This window comes from Streptococcus suis, assembly GCF_002960625.1.
Lineage (GTDB): Bacteria > Bacillota > Bacilli > Lactobacillales > Streptococcaceae > Streptococcus > Streptococcus suis_T.
This window is the reverse complement of record NZ_POJH01000055.1, coordinates 14,872-32,376: the sequence shown is the minus strand read 5'-3', so window position 1 is coordinate 32,376 and position 17,505 is coordinate 14,872. Positions and strand designations below refer to the sequence as shown.

The window sequence follows — 17,505 nt, the reverse complement described above, 5'->3', positions numbered from 1 at the left end:
TGTAGAGGGCTCTGTTAAGGGACTCCAAAGCCAACTTTCTCACATTGAAGTCTCAAGCCCAAGCCAAAATCAGCTCAACGCTCGTCAGGGTCAGGACTTTGTGGACTTACAAACGGTTGAGTTTGGTAAAATCGCCAGCAAGGTCGAGAATAACATCACGATCAAGATGACGGTTGATGGCGTTGAGCAGAAGATACGAGTTGATGCGATTGGCTTTGATGAGGCAGGCAACATCCGCATTCAGGAATACACAACTGCCCAGAATGGTTTGAAAATCAGTCGTCAGAACCTCTTGGAAGACCTGTCCAAGTACGGCGGCACCATTGTCGGCGCAGGCAAGGGCGACTTTGTCGGAGGTGTTGAGATACCTAAGGGCACACGGATTGATGTCGTGTCGCAGAAGACGGGGAATGTGACGATAGGCTCATCGAATACCGTCTATTCTATACATGACTTTAAAGCTGAGATGGAGCAATTGCCTCATATCAATCTTTCAAAACAGGTTGAAGATGGCTTGGTTAGTACGAAGAACGGGAGCCGTCCGTCACCTCACCATGTTTATTCAGTAGAAGAAATTGCAACTCATCTTGCTATGTTCGATGATGGAGCGGTGAAAGTTATGAGCTTTGAATCATATGATTATGGGGTGCAAAATTATGGTGCGACGATAGGCCATCCTGACGGTCATTATGTAATGCCTAAATTTGTTTATGAAAAAGCTGTAAGGGCATCTAATGGTAATCCAAGAGTTCTAGAGGAACTATTGGGATTAGAACAGGGGTACTAGGAGATAATCCAGTTGTTATTGATATTCAGCGCTAAAAAAACCTCCGGATGCCTTCTGGTAACGAGCCTGGAGCTTGGCAAGGTTTGTGGGAACCTGGAGGCTACACACAGGGAGGGATTCCTGAGGCAGTGATTGATCAACTTAGTGAGTCGGATTATACAATAGACGAAGTATTCAAATAGAAAGGTCAGATATATATGAAAGTGTTACGAGGGACTGACTTTATAATATATGAATTAAATGGGCAATATAGCATTAATTGGTATCGTGGGCGAGAACGATTCTCTTATCCAATAGATGAAGATTTAGTAAAAAAAGCTCTGTTAACATCTAAAGACGGGAAAGAGGTCATGTTTTATGTAGAGCATGGGCGCTGGCCAGAAGAGGATGAGTTAGAGCATTATAATGAATCTAACGTAATTACACATAGAGGGAATAATTTTATTGTCTATGAAGAAAATGGCAAATATGAGATGCACTTTATGACTGGCGGATTTCAAGACCGAGAGATCATCTATCCTATTTCTAAAGAACTTATGGAAAGAGCTTTTGAGTCGCCTCAAGATGCCTATGAAGTAAAAATTTACTTAATGACAGGCCATTGGCCAGATAAGAGTCAAGAAGAATTGGATAGAAATTTCTTAAGACAGTTTCCAGAGCAAATTCTTAAGACCCCGACTATTTCAAAGACTCTCTTTTCAGAGTATGAGTTTACGAAATTATTGAAACAAGCAATTGAAACAGTATTACAGACTAGTAAAATTGACAGCTTAGGAATAGTTGAAGAACATTTGGAACTCTTGCTTCTAGACCCAATCAAGTGGCAGGAAGAAACAGAAATTATTCATTTACAGTTATTGCAAGAAAAGCTGAACAACTACATCCACTTTATCGAAAGTAAGCAGTATGTGGACAGCTACGGGGATGACTTTACAGAAAAAGTTATCAATCTTACTTTCCAGTATGCTCCGTCGGATAACGGTCTTGCTTTCCTTGTGCAAGTTCAAAAAGTTCTACAGCCGACAGATATTCGTTTGAAGGTTGTTGTGCCAGAGTAGAGTTTTAAGTCCAGACAGGGTTACCTTGTCTGGATTTTTTGGTATAATGGGAAGGTAGATTTTTCCTTGATACATAAGAAGCTAAGCTATACTAGGTCTAAAGCGGAGCTGGAGGATGAGATGGAACTAGAAATGCTTTACTTTATTTCTGTTTCGAAACGATGTGAGCAGCTATGCTATTTTTCAAAAACCTCAAGAAAGGTATAAAGCCATCTGGTGTGGTGGATGACCAGATCTGGTCCAACTCCCGCTTCAAGCTGCCGCAGGTTATGTGTTTGGAGGTATAGTGAATACACTATACGATGGTTTAGTACGTAATGATTTGGAAGGGGATAACTGGGCTTTATGGTGAGTATATGTTTTTAAGAAAAATTATTTATATTGGTGAGTCTGAAAATGGTGCAGTTTATTTTGATACGGAGAGGAAATTAGCTCTGTCAGCTCCCAAAAGTCAACTGCTCAATACAGAAGGAGCGGGTAAGGTTAACCGCTTTATCCCTCTATTGGTGGGTTTTCTTATCGTAGGCGGTGGGACTAGTTTTTTTACGGTTGCCAACCCATTTGGAGGTCGTTATAGCTATGGAACTTTGATTTTTTTAGGGTTTGCTTGGCTCTTTGAATTTATTGGTATGGTATGGCTTTTAGAGAGAGCACTTTATAAAAATGTTCAACAAGCACAACCTACCAACCGACAGAACTTTAGGGTGGCAGTTTATAATAATCTAATCTGGCGTAATTTTAGTGATAAAAAGGTGACAACTGGTAAAATAGTAGTTTGTTGGCTTTTTGTATCGATGATATTTTTAGTAAATATTGCTTGTTTCCCTATATTTCAAAATACGATTTTGCCGTTAATTTTGAATAGTTCGAGTATTGGTAGTGAAATAATAATGCTATCATTATTGGGGATTATGCCTTTCAGTTTGGTACTTCTAATCTGGCAAAATAATCCAATACGTTTCATGAATCTTGTAGGTAAATACCAAAAGCGAGAGATTAAATGGGGTAAGGAATCCATGGCTAAAGATTAATTTGTAAGTGAAAAGGAATAGAATATGGCTGAAGAAATTTTGCCGTTAGGCAGTGTCGTTACATTAAGAAATGGAGATGGCACAGAGTTGGTAATTATTGCAAGAGCAAGTATAGTCGTTGAAAATGATGAAGAAATCTATTATGACTATGGTGCGGTTTTGATTCCTCAAGGAATGATGACTCCTGACAATGTTTTCTTTTTTAATAGAGAAAATGTTCAAGAGATTAAATTTAGAGGTTATGAAAATAACGATGAAAAACTATTTTCTAAACAATATAATCAAATGATTGAACATTCTCATACCCCAAAGGAACTGTTTAGTTTACAAGTTGTTAGCCATAAGATCGGAAATGCTAAGTTTTTAGGTAAGGCTGTCAAAGTACTTGATAAGGTCGGAACAGTAATGACTTTTGCCCAAGTCGGATTTGAAGGTATTTCAGGAGGTATCGAAGAATACACTGAATCAAAAGATGTTGGCAAGGCGCTAGGTTTTGGGTGATAGTTTATGAAGAAAAAATCTATTTTTAAAGCCAGTTTTGAAGAGAGTCTCAATCTTGAGGATGATGGATTTTTAAAATTGCAGCAGGATCAACATGATAAAACTGCTAAATATTTTAAAGGTGGAAGGACATCGATGTGGTTTATCATCCGAAGCTTAATTGTAACGCTAATTTGTCCTATTGGATTTAATTTTTCCATGCTAGTTGTTTCCATGATATTTCATGATAGCCAAACTTTAACTATACCAATCGCAGAATCTCCCTCGTTGACGGTGAGTATTTATCTAATCCTTCTCCTAATTTGGCTCTTATTAGTGGTGATCGGAAAGTTTGTTAAACGAATGTACCTTTTTCCTTATCGATATCAATTTCATGCTTTCACATTTATGAATTGGTTTGCATTAGAATTCAATTTAGTATTTAATGACTTCTTGTTACCTGCATTATCATTTTTTGGGGTTATTGCTGTCTATACTTTCATTGGATTTTTGGGCTATTTCATGATTACGATAGAGCTTGGAAACCTTAGAAAACTAATGTACAGAACGGTTAGTGCTCCCAGTTTGATCGATAAAATCGCCAATAAAATTGCTATTTATGGGATGGGAGTCTTAAGTTTGGGCGTCATTGTTAACTTTATTCTGAAAGGAGTGGGAATGAAGTTCGCGACATCAATGACGGCATTGGGTTTTCTGCTTACATGGTTTGTGGGGAATATTGTGATAATGGCAATTACGATTTTCATTGGATTCCCCTACTTCCTTCAGGCTTACTACAAATGGAAATATCCAGAAGAATATCGAGAATGGGAAGGGAAATCCCGTGAAGACTGGTACGGTAAAAGGTATTTGAAAAAACACAAGGAGATATTAGAATAGGATGGTAGAAAAGTGGCAAGAGAATAACAATAAAATTGAAATATTGTATGAACAGTCTAGAAATGCGTCGCCTAAAAAAAGAGGATGGAGCTGGCCATGGTAATGATTTTAAGAACTTTGTTATTCCCTGTTGATAATGGTATGGGAACTGGATTGAGTGGAGATGGATACTCCGCTGAATATGATTTGTGGACTGGTAAAGTTAGATGGCGGAAAGCTGCTGAAGGCTCAATTAGTAAACAACAAGAGCTGACATTCAGACTATTGGTACTATCTTCTATACTTTCTCCAATACTGGTGGCAGGTTTGCTATTATTTAGCAGAAATCTATTTCAGGGGACAAAAATTTTATACATAGATGTAGATAAGTACGCACCAATAATTTTAGGTATTGTTTTATTTTTAGCATTTGAAACTTTGATGCTTGCTATAAGAAGACGCGATCCTATTGTTCAAGTAGAACCAAGTTTAAGAAATCAACATGAGTACTTTGAAAAAATGTTTGACTTTTCAATAAAGAAAAATATTTCAGGAAGAAAAATCCCTCCCTATGTAAGCACATATTTAGCTTCTTTTAGTGCCTTACTATGTATCCCTCTATCTTACTATGTTTACCTAAATCCTGAGAATTTTTCAGACACAAATTATGGTTCCATTGTGACACTTTTAGTGACGAGTGTTTTTGTTTCGTTGCTGCCTAACGTTCTATGGAATCTTATTATTAAGCATATTATTTATTTAAAACTTATTCGTAAAACAAACGGAAAATAACTGGCCTTGCTTTCTTAGTGCAAGTTCAAAAAGCATTACAGTCGACAGATATTCGCTTGAAGGTTGTTGTGCCAGAGTAGAGTTATTTCTACAAAATGAAGACTACATTTTCAGTATTTCTGGTACAATAGACTTATGAAAATAATCGTCACAACCAGTCTTCGAATGAACCATGACCTGATCTTACAGGCTAGGGAAATAGCAGCGCAGCTCAATCTAGACTATCAAGACCGTCGTAAGAGGTCTGTCCGGTCTATTCTAGCAGAAACAGAAGCTGACGCAGTGCTTGTGGTCTATCAGGACCAGCTAGTTTTGGAAGAAAAAAATGGACAACGCTTCTTTTTCCACCCTGACACAGCTATCTTGCGTATCAAGTCTGGAAGGGATCCGCTTTTGGAATTGCTAGGACCTGATAAACATACCGTCCTGGACTGTACCATGGGGCTGGCTTCTGATAGTATTGTCCTAGCTAGTGCGGGTCATCAGGTGACAGCCTTGGAAAGTTCACAGCTTATTCACTTTATGGTGAGCCGAGGTCTGAAAGAGTTTGATAGTGGCAATGACGCGGTTAATCAAGCCATGCGGTCTATTCAGACAATTTGGACAGATAGTTTGACATATTTGAAAGAGCAGGTCGATCTATCAGTTGATATCATTTACCTGGACCCCATGTTTTCGCAAGAGATTACGGAATCGGATAATCTCGACGGACTAAAACCCTTTGCCAATTATTCGGCCCTGTCTGAAGATTTTTTGAAAGAATGCAGGCGTGTGGCCAGAAGAAAAATCATTATCAAGGCTCATTTTAGAGATGAAGTTTTTGAAAAATTCGGCTTTGTACATCATGTCAGACCCAATCAAAAATTTCATTATGGAGAAATCATTTTGGAGGAAAATGATGAAAATTTTAGTAACAGGTTTTGATCCTTTTGGTGGTGAGGCTATCAATCCAGCTTTAGAAACCATCAAGTCCTTACCCCCTACCATAGCAGGCGCAGAGATTATGATTGTCGAAGTTCCGACTGTTTTTGATAAGGCTGCTCGTGTTTTGGAAGAAAAAATGGTAGAATATCAACCTGATGTAGTGCTTTGCATTGGTCAAGCAGGGGGGCGTGTAGATTTGACACCTGAGCGCGTGGCCATTAACCAGGATGACGCTCGCATACCTGACAATGAAGGACAGCAGCCAATTGACAGAACCATCCGTCCAGATGGCCCAGCAGCATATTTTTCAACCCTGCCTATCAAGGCCATGGTCGAAGCCATTCGTTCTGCGGGCATTCCAGCTTCTGTTTCCAATACCGCCGGCACCTTTGTCTGCAACCATCTCATGTATCAAGCCCTATATCTGGCTGAAAAATCCTTTCCTAATACTAAGGCAGGCTTCCTCCATATTCCCTATCTTCCTGAGCAGGTCTTGGACAAGCCAGGTGTTCCGTCCATGTCCCTTGAGGTGATAGTCAAAGGGATAGAAGCGGCCATTTCAGCCATTGTAGCCTATGCGGACAAGGAAGATATCAAAACTGTTGGAGGGGCGACGCATTGATGGATGGAAAATGGCAGAGCAGGCAGCGTGTTGAACAGATGGAAAGTATATTTAATTCCCAAATTCAGCTCGTTTCAGCATTACGAACAATTCTAGAACAGGTTGAAACAAGCCAGCCAGCTTATCTGGAATTACTGGACTATTACCAAAGTTCGACTTTCCTAGAAGATATGGACTTGGCTGATAGAGGGGAATTTAAAAATCTTCCCTGCGGTGTCTTGAGTGAAGATGGTGTCTATAATCTGCTTGTAGATAAAAAAGAATTAGCAGCCAAGCTAAGAGAATGTGCGGCTTTATTGGACGTTTAATGCAATAATGAAAGTCTATGCTAGTTATAGACACAGTTATTTACATAACTTTTATTACGTAAACAAAAACTACCTTCATCTCCATGAGAGTAGTTTTTGTCTTTTCCAGCCATTTTTTGATATACTAGATAGGTTAAAAAATTTAGAAAGGTTCTGTTTTGGGTCATTCCCAAACAGTAGTCAGGTATTCTGGCTAGAGGTATTAGTTTCATGTCTCAAACCCACATTAACGTTATCGGAGCTGGCTTGGCTGGCTCAGAAGCGGCTTATCAGATTGCCAAGCGTGGCATTCCTGTCAAACTCTACGAGATGCGTGGTGTCAAGCCGACGCCCCAGCACAAGACGGACAATTTTGCGGAGTTGGTTTGTTCTAACTCTTTCCGTGGTGATAGTTTGACCAACGCTGTCGGTCTGCTCAAGGAAGAAATGCGTCGCTTGGATTCCATCATCATGCGGGCTGGTGAAGCTCACCGTGTGCCTGCTGGCGGGGCCATGGCCATGGACCGTGAGAATTTCTCCCAAGCGGTTACAGATGAGATTCACAATCACCCACTGATTGAGGTCATTCGTGGCGAGATTACGGACATTCCAGAAGATGCCATCACAGTTATCGCGACGGGGCCTTTGACATCAGACGCCTTGGCAGAGAAGATTCACGCACTGAATGGTGGCGACGGTTTTTACTTCTACGATGCGGCAGCACCGATTGTGGACAGCTCGACCATTAACATGGATTTGGTCTATCTCAAGTCCCGGTATGACAAGGGAGAGGCTGCCTATCTCAATGCTCCGATGAACAAGGAGCAGTTCACCGCTTTCTATGAGGCTTTGATTTCAGCTGAGGAAGCTCCGCTCAATTCCTTTGAAAAAGAAAAATACTTTGAAGGCTGTATGCCCATTGAGGTCATGGCCAAACGTGGCATCAAAACAATGTTATATGGCCCAATGAAACCAGTTGGTCTGGAATACCCAGAAGACTACAAGGGACCTCGTGACGGCGAATACAAGACTCCGTACGCAGTTGTGCAACTCCGTCAGGATAACGCAGCAGGTAGCCTTTATAACATTGTCGGCTTCCAAACTCATCTCAAGTGGGGTGAGCAGAAGCGGGTCTTCCAGATGATTCCAGGGCTTGAAAATGCTGAGTTTGTCCGCTACGGTGTTATGCACCGCAATTCCTATATGGATTCGCCAAACTTATTGGAACAGACCTTTGCGACCAAGAAAAATCCAAATCTATTCTTTGCAGGTCAAATGACAGGAGTTGAAGGCTATGTCGAGTCTGCCGCCTCTGGCTTAGTGGCTGGTATCAACGCTGTTCGCCGTTTCCGTGGCGAAGAGCCAGTCATCTTCCCGCAGACCACAGCCATCGGTGCTCTGCCATTCTACATCACCCACACCGAAAGCAAGCACTTCCAGCCTATGAATGTCAACTTTGGTATCATCAAGGAGCTAGACGGTCCGCGTATCCGCGATAAAAAGGAGCGTTATGAGGCAATAGCAGAGCGTTCCCTCAAGGACTTGGAAGAGTTTTTGGCTTACTAAAATAATCAGTTAACTCCAGACACCTTCGGGTGTCTTTTGTGTTGTCTGGAAAGTTGATTGACATTTTTCCTATTTCAGACTATAATGTTTACATAGTAAACATGGAGAGGTGATAGAAATGCCAACCTTATCAAAACCGATTGCGGTGCGCTTTGACGAAGATTTGGTCCAGTTAATCGAGGAAGTATCTGCTGGTCAGCACATGACCAAGACGGACTTCATTCGGGAAGCAGTTTTAGAAAAATTAGAAGATATGTACGATCTGGTAAAGGCAGAAAAAACCTACCAAGAGTGGTCTGACAAGGGTAAGAAAACCTATAGCCATGAAGAAATGATGAGACGCTATGGCTAAGTATCGTGTGGACTATGCCCCGAGTTTCTTTGAGGATATGGACAAGCTCGATAAGGGAACCAGTCGTCAGATTGCTAGGTGGATTGATAAGCATCTGGTAGATGTGGATTTTCCTCGTTCTCCAGGAAAATACCTGACGGGCAATCTAGCTGGCTATGTCCGCTTCCGTGTTGGAAACTATCGCATTATTGCTGTGGTTGATGATGGAGAACTGGTACTCCTCAATCTTCATGTAGGACATCGCTCGGAAATTTATAAGAAGTTGAAATGATAGAATTTCATACCAGACACCTTCGGGTGTCTTTTGTGTTATACTGGGGTTAGAAAAGCGAAGGAGAAACGAATGAATCACGATACTTGGAAGGGGATTATCCTGAAGAAACAGGGCTTATTGACACCCCAGTCTGTTCAGCAAATCTGCCGAAATCTTAACGGCTTACAGGCTCAGTTTCAGCCCTATGTTCATGTCGGATTTCGCAACCGTATGACAGCGGAGGATTTCCATGAGGGGAGCTGGCAGGAGGAGTTGACACGCCAGTGGTCCATTCGGCGAACGGTCCATGCCTATCTCAAGTCGGAAATTCCCCTCTATATCCATGAGGGGCGGCTGGCCAGCACCGACTACCTCAAGACAGAAGGACAGGACGGGTTTAGCCCCCAGACCAAGCAGAAATATCACCAGCTGATTTTAGAAGCCCTTGGACAAAGTTCTATGACCCGTGAGGATCTCAAGGTCCTTTGCCGTGGGGAAAAGATGACGCAGGAAGAGGAGAAGCTGGTCTTTAATGCTTGGGGCGGTCTTTTTCGCTACATGGTCGAGCGTGGGGAAGTCTACCAAGAGTACGGTGCCAAGCGTTTTCATCGTCTGACAGACTTTCAGCCACTTTCGCGGGAAAAAGCAGAGCTGGAAATCGCTCGACGGTATTTTGCAGGTTTTGGGCCTGTCAGCCTTGCGGATGCCCGTTACTATTTCAAGGAAAATAAATCGACGGTCCTAAAATGGATGAAGCAATTAGACCTGAAAACTCTTGAAGTAGCAGGAGAAGAACGTTTTTATCTAGGAGAATTAGAAGAAGCTGAATTACCTGAATGCCTCTTCATTGCAGGTTTTGACCAACTCTTACTAGGCTATGAAAAGAAAGCCAATCCCTTCTTTGACCCCAGACATATCCGCCAGATGTATACGCTGACAGGCATTGTCAAACCCGTTGTTTTCTACAAGGGACGACTGGTTGCGACCTGGCGACGTGATAAGGACAGGATTGAATTGGCTATATTTGAAAATCTGACCAGTCGTGAACTGAAAGAACTGGAACGTTACCGTCGAGTCTACGAGGAACGCTTAAAAACTGAGCAAAAATTGTTCGGAAAATCAGAATAATGAAATAAAAAAACTAAATTTTCTGAATATTTCAGAAAATCTGTGGTATAATACTAAAAACACTGTTTAGAAAGAGATATCTATGAATAAATCCTACTTTTATTTGGATATGAAAACTCATGAATTAGAAGTTCCCTTTACAGGTAGAAATCGACGAATTCGAGTCCTGTTACCGAAAGGATATGAGGAAGACTTAGAAACTTCTTATCCTGTTGTCTATTTCCATGATGGTCAAAATGTATTGTATAGTAAAGAAGCATTTTCAGGTCATTCTTGGAAAGTCATTCCGACAATCAAGCGAAATCCCGATATTGCAAAGATGATTATTGTAGCCATTGACAATGATGGTGCTGAGCGTATGCATGAGTACGCTGCCTGGAAGTTTAGCGAAATGGGTATCCCTGGAATTCAGTTTGGTGGCAAGGGTACTTTATATGCTGAATTTGTAATGGATGTGGTCAAACCTTTTATCGACCAAACCTATCGCACTAAGTCCGATAAACTCCATACTGCGATGATTGGCTCGTCACTTGGTGGCAACATCACTCAATTTATGGGACTGTCCTATCAGGACCAAATCGGTTGTCTGGGAGTATTTTCATCTGCCAACTGGCTCCATCAAGAAGCCTTTGACCGCTACATTGAGCGTCAGGACTTGGATAAGGATCAACGAGTTTATATCTACGTTGGGACAGAAGAAGCAGATGATACCGACAAGACCCTCATGGCAGGTAATATCAAACAGGCCTATATCAATTCCTCGCTGACCTACTATCGTCAATTGATAGCGGGAGGCGTTGATTTGGACAATATCGCCTTGGAAGTTGTTTCTGGTGCCGTCCATAATGAGGAAGCCTGGGCAGCTTATTTGCCAGATTGCTTGCGCTTTTTAAGCGAAAAGTGGTAATGTAAAGAATTAGTTAGGAGAATGAATATGCATGTAGAATTTTTAAGTCACTGGTCTGGCCATCTTGGTCGAGAAATGAATGTGAACAGATATGGTCACGCGGGTATTCCAGTAGTTGTTTTTGCCTCATCAGGCGGTTCGTACAATGAATACGCAGATTTTGGGATGATTGAAGCCTGCCGTGGTTCGATTGAGGCTGGCAATGTCCAATTTTTCACTCTAACCAGTCATGATAAAGAAAGCTGGTTGGCGGATTGGAAATCCATCCATGACAAGGCAGAAGCTCACCGTGCTTATGAGCGCTATGTGATTGAAGAAGCTATTCCATTTATCAAACATAAAACTGGTTGGTTTGACGGTATGATGACGACTGGTTGCTCTATGGGGGCCTACCACGCGCTGAATTTCTTCCTCCAGCATCCAGATGTTTTCACAAAAGTTATCGCCCTTTCAGGTGTCTATGATGCTCGTTTTTTCAACAATAATCAAGACTATGGCCATGACGATGCTGTTTATCAAAACTCACCATCTGACTATATCTGGAACCAAAACGACGGCTGGTTTATCGATAAATACCGTCAGGCTGATATTATCGTCTGCACAGGTTTGGGCGATTGGGAACAGGATGGATTGGATTCATTCTATAATCTCAAGCGCGCCTTTGAAGAGAAGAATATCCCAGCTTGGTTCGATACCTGGGGCACGGATGTGGCGCACGACTGGGTTTGGTGGAGAAAACAAATGCCATTCTTCCTCCACTCAATCGGACTATAAACTAGAAAGGACTGCCTATGAATTATCTCGTTATTTCCCCTTTTTATCCAGAAAATTTTCAACCTTTTACCATTGAATTGGCTAAAAAAGAAGGCGTTACGGTTCTAGGTATCGGGCAAGAACCCTACGACCAACTGCCTGAGGAGCTCCGCCATGCCCTTACAGAATACTTCCGTGTGGAAGATTTGGAAAATATTGATGAAGTCAAGCGTGCAGCTGCCTTCTTGATATACAAGCATGGTCCGATTGACCGTGTGGAATCCCACAATGAGCATTGGTTGGAAAACGATGCGGCTCTCCGCGAACAATTCAATATCTTTGGAGCTAAGCCAAAACACCTGAAAAAGACTAAATTTAAGTCTGAGATGAAAAAATATTTCAAAAAAGCAGGAGTTCCAGTCGTTCCTGGTGTTGTTGTCAAAACAGAACGTGATTTTGGTAGAGCCTTGAAGAATGTTGGTTTTCCCATGATTGCTAAGCCAGATAACGGTGTTGGTGCATCTGGTACCTTCAAAATCGAAAATAAAGAAGATTTTGAGCGATTTATCGAAAACTGGGATAGAACCACTGTCTATTTCTTTGAAAAATTCGTCAATTCAAGTATTATCACTACTTATGATGGTTTGTTAGACCATGACGGCAATGTTGTCTTTGAAACAGGCTTGACTTATGTTCATACTCCATTTGAATTGATGCAAACCAAGAAGGACAATGCCTACTTTATCGAGAAAGAACTAGATCCAAAGTTGGTGGAATATGGCAGAGCTATTATCAAGGCTTTTGGTATGAGAGAGCGTTTTTTCCATATTGAATTTTTCAAGGATGGGGACGACTACATTGCCATTGAATACAATAACCGTATGGCAGGTGGTTTCACAGTTGAAGCCTACAACTATGCCCATTCCATTGATCTCTTCCGTGACTATGCTAATATCGCAACAGGTGGTACAGTTGAGGAACGTAGATTTGAACCACAATACTGCTTGGTCGCAACTCGCCGAGATACAACTGACTATGTTCACTCTGCAGATGACATTCATCAGAAATTTGCTGGTAAGATTAAAACCGTCAAACGCATGCCCGATGCCTTTGCAGAATTGCAAGGAAATGATGCCTACCTCCTTGTGACAGAGAGCAAGGAAGAGTTGGATGAAATGATTGCCTACATTGGTTTAACTAAATAGAATGAATTGAAAGATGCCTAAAATGGTGTCTTTTTTTCTTTCCTTACAATCTTGTAAGGTTTTAAGTCAGAATTGTAAGAGAGTACAGGCGCACTATTTTCTATAATAGACTCATAAGAAATAGAAAGAAGGAAATCAATATGTCATTCAAATTTTTACAAGTCAAGCAAGTGTTTGATAAATCACAAGCAAGCAAACAGCCAGAAGAGCAAGAAAAAGAAGCCCAATTTTTATTTGAGCTCGAACATGAATTGTTGCACCGCAACTGGATGTACTAGAAGGAGGTTATCTTGAAATCTTACAATGCTTATCAACTGAAACTCGCTATGGCTGGCTTGATGGTGCTGGATCATCTGGATATCGTCCCTGGATTTATCCCAGACCAACTTAGCCTAGTTTTTCACATGGTTACTCGCTGTGTCGCAGTTTTCTTTGCCTACATGTTGGTTGAAGGCTATCTTCATACGAGTAATGTCAAAGCCTATTTGTTACGACTGTATGGGGCGGCAGGGATCATGGCTCTTGGCAATACTCTGCTAAACAGCCTTTACCAGTCAAAAGAGATTTACATGAGCAATAATATTTTTATGACCCTAGCAGTTGGTCTAACCATGTTGGTTTGTCTTAGAAATTTTGCTGAACACACTAGAAAGCAACAAATCCTTCAAGTCCTATCGGTTGGACTGCTGACTATCTTAGGTGCCTTTTTAACAGAAGGCGGCACTGTGGTCTTGCCCTTCATCCTCATTACATATATGGGACGCAAATCATTAGTTAAACGCAACATCGCTTATGGAATATTGGCCCTATTGTTACTATTTTTGTCCTATCAGCCTTATGAAAGTATTGAAATGACTGTCCAGATGATGCTCTACAATGCTGACTGGTTATTTATCTTGGTCTTGCCAATTCTAAGTCATTATAATGGACAAGCAGGGCCCCGGACAGCATTTTCACGCTATTTCTTTTACATTTTCTATCCGCTACACTTGTGGCTACTGGCAACCATTGCCTATTTTATCTAACCTTACAAAGCTGTAAGTTTTTAAATCAAAACTGTAAGTGGGTACAAGCGGAATATTTTCTATAATAGATTCATAAGAAAGAGAAAGAAGGAAATTATATGTCATTCAAATTTTTACAAGCAAAGAGAATTAAAGAAAAGGTATTCTCAGAAAAAGAAAAGGCTGAACTCTTGGAACAGGCAGAATTTTTAGAAGAACTCGCCCATGATTTGCAAACGATGCGATTTATGGCATACTAGAGGGAGGAAACTATGAAAAAGAATGTATTTGGCTTGCTGGCTTTGGGCAGTATAATGCTAACTGCTTGTTCTTCCTCTTCAGCAAGCCTTAGCTTTGATGAGGGCTATCAAACCTTTCATTACAAGGGAAAAGACTATGCCGTTAGCAAAGTAGCAGTTGCCGAGGATAATATTCAAGAAGTAGAAGTCAAGTTTCTGGAGTGGCCCGTTGTCAAAGAAGAAGGGGCAGTGAAAAAGACAGTATCTCTGAATAATCTCTATGTAACCACTAGCAATGACTGGGCCATCGGTGTCCAGGATGGTTATTATAAGGTAGATTTAGAAGATAATATTGCTGAATCAGACCGAATCAACTATCAAGCATTACTTGATACAGTTGATTTATCCAAAGAAAACAATTAGGAGTTTATATGTTATTAGAAATCAATCATTTAGAAAAAGTTTACCGCACGCGCTTTTCAAAAGAGGAAACTCGTGCCTTGCAAGATGTGGATTTTAAGGTAGAAGAGGGCGAGTTTATCGCTATCATGGGGGAAAGTGGTTCTGGTAAGACGACTTTGCTCAACATTCTAGCAACCCTGGACAAGCCGACGAGGGGCTCTGTTATCTTAAACAATCAGGATATTACGAAAATCAAGGAAAGCAAGCTGGCAGATTTCCGTTTGCGCAACCTAGGCTTTGTCTTCCAAGATTTTAATCTCTTGGATACCCTGTCCATCCAAGACAATATCTTTTTACCTCTGGTATTGGCCCGTACCAGCCATGAGGAAATGGAAAAACGGTTGAAAGTTTTGGCGCCAAAACTGCGGATTCAGGACTTGCTGAAAAAACGTCCCTTTGAACTATCTGGTGGACAAAAGCAGCGCGTGGCCATTGCCCGTAGCTTGATTACCCAGCCACAGATTGTTCTAGCGGACGAACCGACGGCTGCCCTAGATTACCGCAATTCGGAAGACTTGCTGAATTTGTTTGAAGACATCAACTTAGACGGGCAAACCATTCTCATGGTGACTCACTCAGCCAACGCAGCTAGTCATGCTAAGCGAGTACTCTTTATCAAGGACGGGCGGATTTTCCATCAACTATACAAGGCAGGCAAGAGCAATCAAGACTTTGCCAAGGAAATTTCGCTCAATATGTCTGCACTTTTAGGGGGTGAGTAGATGTTTTACCTCAAACTTGCTGGGCAAAATATCCGAAAATCCATGGGTGTTTTTGCTCCCTTTGTTTTAGCTAGTCTTGTGCTATTTACTCTGATTTGTTCCATGTTCTTACTCATGCTCAGTCCAGTTATGGAGACCATGGGCTCTGGTGCCGTTTCTATCGGTCTTGGTGTTGTTGTTCTGACCATTTTCTCGGTCATTATGGAGATTTATAGTTTTAATTTCCTGATGAAACAACGGGCGAGGGAATTTGGTCTCTATAACATGCTGGGGATGAACAAGAAAAAAGTAGCCTTGATAGCCAGCCTAGAATTGATGATGATATTCTTACTGGTTGTGGTTCTTGGTTCTGTCTTAGCTGGTGTGTTCGCAAATGTTCTCTACTTGATTTTTGTCAATCTAACAAATTATAGTGATTTGCATTTTGGAATAGCCCCTTTGGCCTTTGTCATGACCGCCTTTCTCTTTGCTGGTATCTTCTTTCTCTTGGAATTGCTAGCCATTCGGACCATTGGTAAGACCAGTCCGCTGATTTTGTTCCGAGCTAGTGAGAAAGGGGAGAAGGAGCCAAAAGGCAATGTTCTTCTAGCTGCTCTTGGTGTAGTGGGACTGGGTATTGGATACTACCTATCACTTTCATCTAAAGCAGAAGGTGTAGCTCTTATCTTTCGGTTCTTTATCGCTGTGCTCTTTGTTATTGCGGGGACCTATCTGTTCTACATCAGCTTTATGACTTGGTATTTGAAGGCTCGTCGAAAAAACAAGCGGTATTTCTATACGCCAGAGCATTTCATTACGACTTCGCAGATGATTTTTCGGATGAAGCAGCACGCAACGGGTTTGGCCAATATTACGTTACTTGTAGTCATGGCCTTTGTGACCATTGCAACAACGACTTCACTTTATACTGGCATGTCAAGCATGACAAGTGGTCTTTATCCAAAGGAAACATCTATTACCTACAAAGTTGCGGATAGAAGTCAGGGTGAAAGTGCCTATCAGCAATCGGTGCTCAGCCATTTTCCAGAAAAAGCGGAAGATAGTCTGTCCTACCTGACCTACCAAGCTGGTCTGGTCTATGACGGTGGGAAGGAGATTGTCATTAGTCCAGAAACCATTGCCAATCCAGACTTTAGCAAAATAGCCTTTACCTACTTCGTCACCCAAGATGATTTCCGGAAGTTGGGCAATGACCTGCCAGAGCTGGCTGCCAATCAAGTTGCCTTTATCCGTCCAAGTGAAATGCCGTTGCTAGAGAAAGTCACTTTGGGAGATAGTACTTTCGAGAATGTAGTAAATCTTGATACAGCTATTTTCCCTGATATTACTAATACGCTCAATGCTGCCGTCATGGTGGTCAGTGATGATAGTGTCTTGGAAACCATTCGCAGTTACTATGAGTCAAATAATCCGCAAGGCTATCAGGTTAGTCTGGACTACCGTGTCTTTACTGATATGACCAATGAGGAAGTGGCCACTCTTGGTGAGCAGGCAGGCGATGCCTATAATATCAGTGATGCTAATGGAGAATCTTTAGGATACGTCATGCAGAAAACAGACTTTACCAATATGATCATGGGCTTCAGAGGTGGATTTCTCTTCACAGGCTTCTTGTTGGGTATTAGTTTCTTGCTAGGTGCTGCCTTGATTATTTACTACAAGCAGTACTCGGAAGGGCATGAAGACAAGAAATCCTACAAGATTCTACAAGAAGTGGGGATGAGCCAGCAGGCTGTCAAGAAAACCATTAACTCGCAAACACTTACGGTCTTCTTTATGCCACTAGCTATGGCGACCTTGCATTTCGTGATTTCTCTTGTTATGCTTAAGCAAATGCTATTGACCCTTGGTGTCACCTCTTCGCTTATGATTTATACCGTCAGCGGAATTACCCTACTGGCAGTCGCTCCGATTTACTTTGTCATTTACAAGTGGACCAGTCGCACCTATTACCGCATTATTGAACGGTAGAAGAAGTCTCGCCTTGTGCGAGATTTCTTGCATTTTCAGGGAAATGGTGTTACAATGGTAATACCAAAGGAATACTATAAGAG

22 protein-coding genes are annotated in these 17,505 nt (G+C 41.5%); all 22 read left to right on the top strand.

The window, feature by feature from the left end; genetic code table 11:
* Positions 1 to 100 precede the first annotated feature (100 nt).
* The 22 genes from C1G49_RS10615 to C1G49_RS10515 all read left to right on the top strand — a co-directional run bounded on the left by C1G49_RS10615 (position 101) and on the right by C1G49_RS10515 (position 17,422).
* Positions 101 to 787: a hypothetical protein gene (locus tag C1G49_RS10615; RefSeq protein ID WP_105117838.1), complete on the top strand. Its 687-nt coding sequence runs from the start codon at positions 101 to 103 to the stop codon at positions 785 to 787.
* A 197-nt stretch (positions 788 to 984) separates the two neighbouring features.
* On the top strand, positions 985 to 1,845 hold the full coding sequence (locus tag C1G49_RS10610; protein ID WP_202971644.1) for a DUF6572 domain-containing protein: 861 nt from the start codon (positions 985 to 987) through the stop codon (positions 1,843 to 1,845).
* Between the two features lie 356 nt (positions 1,846 to 2,201).
* On the top strand, positions 2,202 to 2,876 hold the full coding sequence (locus C1G49_RS10605; RefSeq protein ID WP_105117840.1) for a hypothetical protein: 675 nt from the start codon (positions 2,202 to 2,204) through the stop codon (positions 2,874 to 2,876).
* A 24-nt stretch (positions 2,877 to 2,900) separates the two neighbouring features.
* Entirely contained in the window at positions 2,901 to 3,377 is a 477-nt protein-coding gene (locus C1G49_RS11345; RefSeq protein WP_238139104.1) for a DUF4176 domain-containing protein, read from the top strand.
* Between the two features lie 6 nt (positions 3,378 to 3,383).
* The gene (locus tag C1G49_RS10595; protein ID WP_105117841.1) at positions 3,384 to 4,256 is read left to right on the top strand and encodes a hypothetical protein; all 873 of its coding nucleotides are present in this window, start codon (positions 3,384 to 3,386) and stop codon (positions 4,254 to 4,256) included.
* A 96-nt stretch (positions 4,257 to 4,352) separates the two neighbouring features.
* Positions 4,353 to 5,027, top strand: a complete 675-nt coding sequence (locus tag C1G49_RS10590; RefSeq protein WP_105117842.1) for a hypothetical protein — start codon at positions 4,353 to 4,355, stop codon at positions 5,025 to 5,027.
* A gap of 135 nt (positions 5,028 to 5,162) precedes the next feature.
* Complete coding sequence (locus C1G49_RS10585; RefSeq protein ID WP_105117843.1) at positions 5,163 to 5,951, top strand: class I SAM-dependent methyltransferase; 789 nt, start codon at positions 5,163 to 5,165, stop codon at positions 5,949 to 5,951.
* Positions 5,926 to 6,573, top strand: a complete 648-nt coding sequence (gene pcp / locus C1G49_RS10580; RefSeq protein ID WP_105117844.1) for a pyroglutamyl-peptidase I — start codon at positions 5,926 to 5,928, stop codon at positions 6,571 to 6,573. Before C1G49_RS10585 ends, pcp begins: the two co-directional genes overlap by 26 nt.
* On the top strand, positions 6,573 to 6,881 hold the full coding sequence (locus C1G49_RS10575; protein ID WP_105117845.1) for a DUF4298 domain-containing protein: 309 nt from the start codon (positions 6,573 to 6,575) through the stop codon (positions 6,879 to 6,881). The genes pcp and C1G49_RS10575 overlap by 1 nt, the downstream gene beginning before the upstream one ends.
* 210 nt (positions 6,882 to 7,091) lie before the next feature.
* Positions 7,092 to 8,426 carry a methylenetetrahydrofolate--tRNA-(uracil(54)-C(5))-methyltransferase (FADH(2)-oxidizing) TrmFO gene (gene trmFO / locus C1G49_RS10570; protein WP_105125625.1) on the top strand — a complete coding sequence of 445 codons (1,335 nt, stop codon included), beginning with the start codon at positions 7,092 to 7,094 and terminating at the stop codon, positions 8,424 to 8,426.
* A gap of 118 nt (positions 8,427 to 8,544) precedes the next feature.
* The gene (relB, locus tag C1G49_RS10565) at positions 8,545 to 8,778 is read left to right on the top strand and encodes a type II toxin-antitoxin system RelB family antitoxin (RefSeq protein WP_105125624.1); all 234 of its coding nucleotides are present in this window, start codon (positions 8,545 to 8,547) and stop codon (positions 8,776 to 8,778) included.
* Positions 8,771 to 9,049, top strand: coding sequence for a type II toxin-antitoxin system RelE family toxin (locus C1G49_RS10560; protein ID WP_105114720.1), 279 nt, complete (start codon positions 8,771 to 8,773; stop codon positions 9,047 to 9,049). Before relB ends, C1G49_RS10560 begins: the two co-directional genes overlap by 8 nt.
* Positions 9,050 to 9,121: 72 nt before the next feature.
* Positions 9,122 to 10,159 (top strand): DNA glycosylase AlkZ-like family protein, encoded by a 1,038-nt coding sequence (locus C1G49_RS10555; RefSeq protein ID WP_105125623.1) that lies wholly within the window; start codon positions 9,122 to 9,124, stop codon positions 10,157 to 10,159.
* Positions 10,160 to 10,241: 82 nt separating this feature from the next.
* Positions 10,242 to 11,066: an alpha/beta hydrolase gene (locus C1G49_RS10550; protein ID WP_105125622.1), complete on the top strand. Its 825-nt coding sequence runs from the start codon at positions 10,242 to 10,244 to the stop codon at positions 11,064 to 11,066.
* Positions 11,067 to 11,093: 27 nt separating this feature from the next.
* Entirely contained in the window at positions 11,094 to 11,840 is a 747-nt protein-coding gene (locus C1G49_RS10545; RefSeq protein WP_105114723.1) for an esterase family protein, read from the top strand.
* Between the two features lie 17 nt (positions 11,841 to 11,857).
* Positions 11,858 to 13,024, top strand: a complete 1,167-nt coding sequence (locus C1G49_RS10540; RefSeq protein ID WP_105114724.1) for an ATP-grasp domain-containing protein — start codon at positions 11,858 to 11,860, stop codon at positions 13,022 to 13,024.
* 140 nt (positions 13,025 to 13,164) lie between these two features.
* Complete coding sequence (locus tag C1G49_RS11215) at positions 13,165 to 13,302, top strand: hypothetical protein (protein ID WP_169050761.1); 138 nt, start codon at positions 13,165 to 13,167, stop codon at positions 13,300 to 13,302.
* Between the two features lie 12 nt (positions 13,303 to 13,314).
* A complete protein-coding gene (locus tag C1G49_RS10535; RefSeq protein ID WP_105114725.1) occupies positions 13,315 to 14,049 on the top strand; it encodes a TraX family protein in 735 nt (244 codons plus the stop codon).
* A gap of 98 nt (positions 14,050 to 14,147) precedes the next feature.
* Positions 14,148 to 14,288, top strand: coding sequence for a hypothetical protein (locus C1G49_RS11210; RefSeq protein ID WP_105114726.1), 141 nt, complete (start codon positions 14,148 to 14,150; stop codon positions 14,286 to 14,288).
* 12 nt (positions 14,289 to 14,300) lie between these two features.
* Positions 14,301 to 14,690 carry a NisI/SpaI family lantibiotic immunity lipoprotein gene (locus C1G49_RS10525; RefSeq protein ID WP_105114727.1) on the top strand — a complete coding sequence of 130 codons (390 nt, stop codon included), beginning with the start codon at positions 14,301 to 14,303 and terminating at the stop codon, positions 14,688 to 14,690.
* Positions 14,691 to 14,698: 8 nt separating this feature from the next.
* Entirely contained in the window at positions 14,699 to 15,451 is a 753-nt protein-coding gene (locus tag C1G49_RS10520; RefSeq protein WP_024407069.1) for an ABC transporter ATP-binding protein, read from the top strand.
* Positions 15,452 to 17,422: an ABC transporter permease gene (locus C1G49_RS10515; RefSeq protein WP_105125621.1), complete on the top strand. Its 1,971-nt coding sequence runs from the start codon at positions 15,452 to 15,454 to the stop codon at positions 17,420 to 17,422.
* The last annotated feature ends 83 nt before the right edge of the window (positions 17,423 to 17,505 follow it).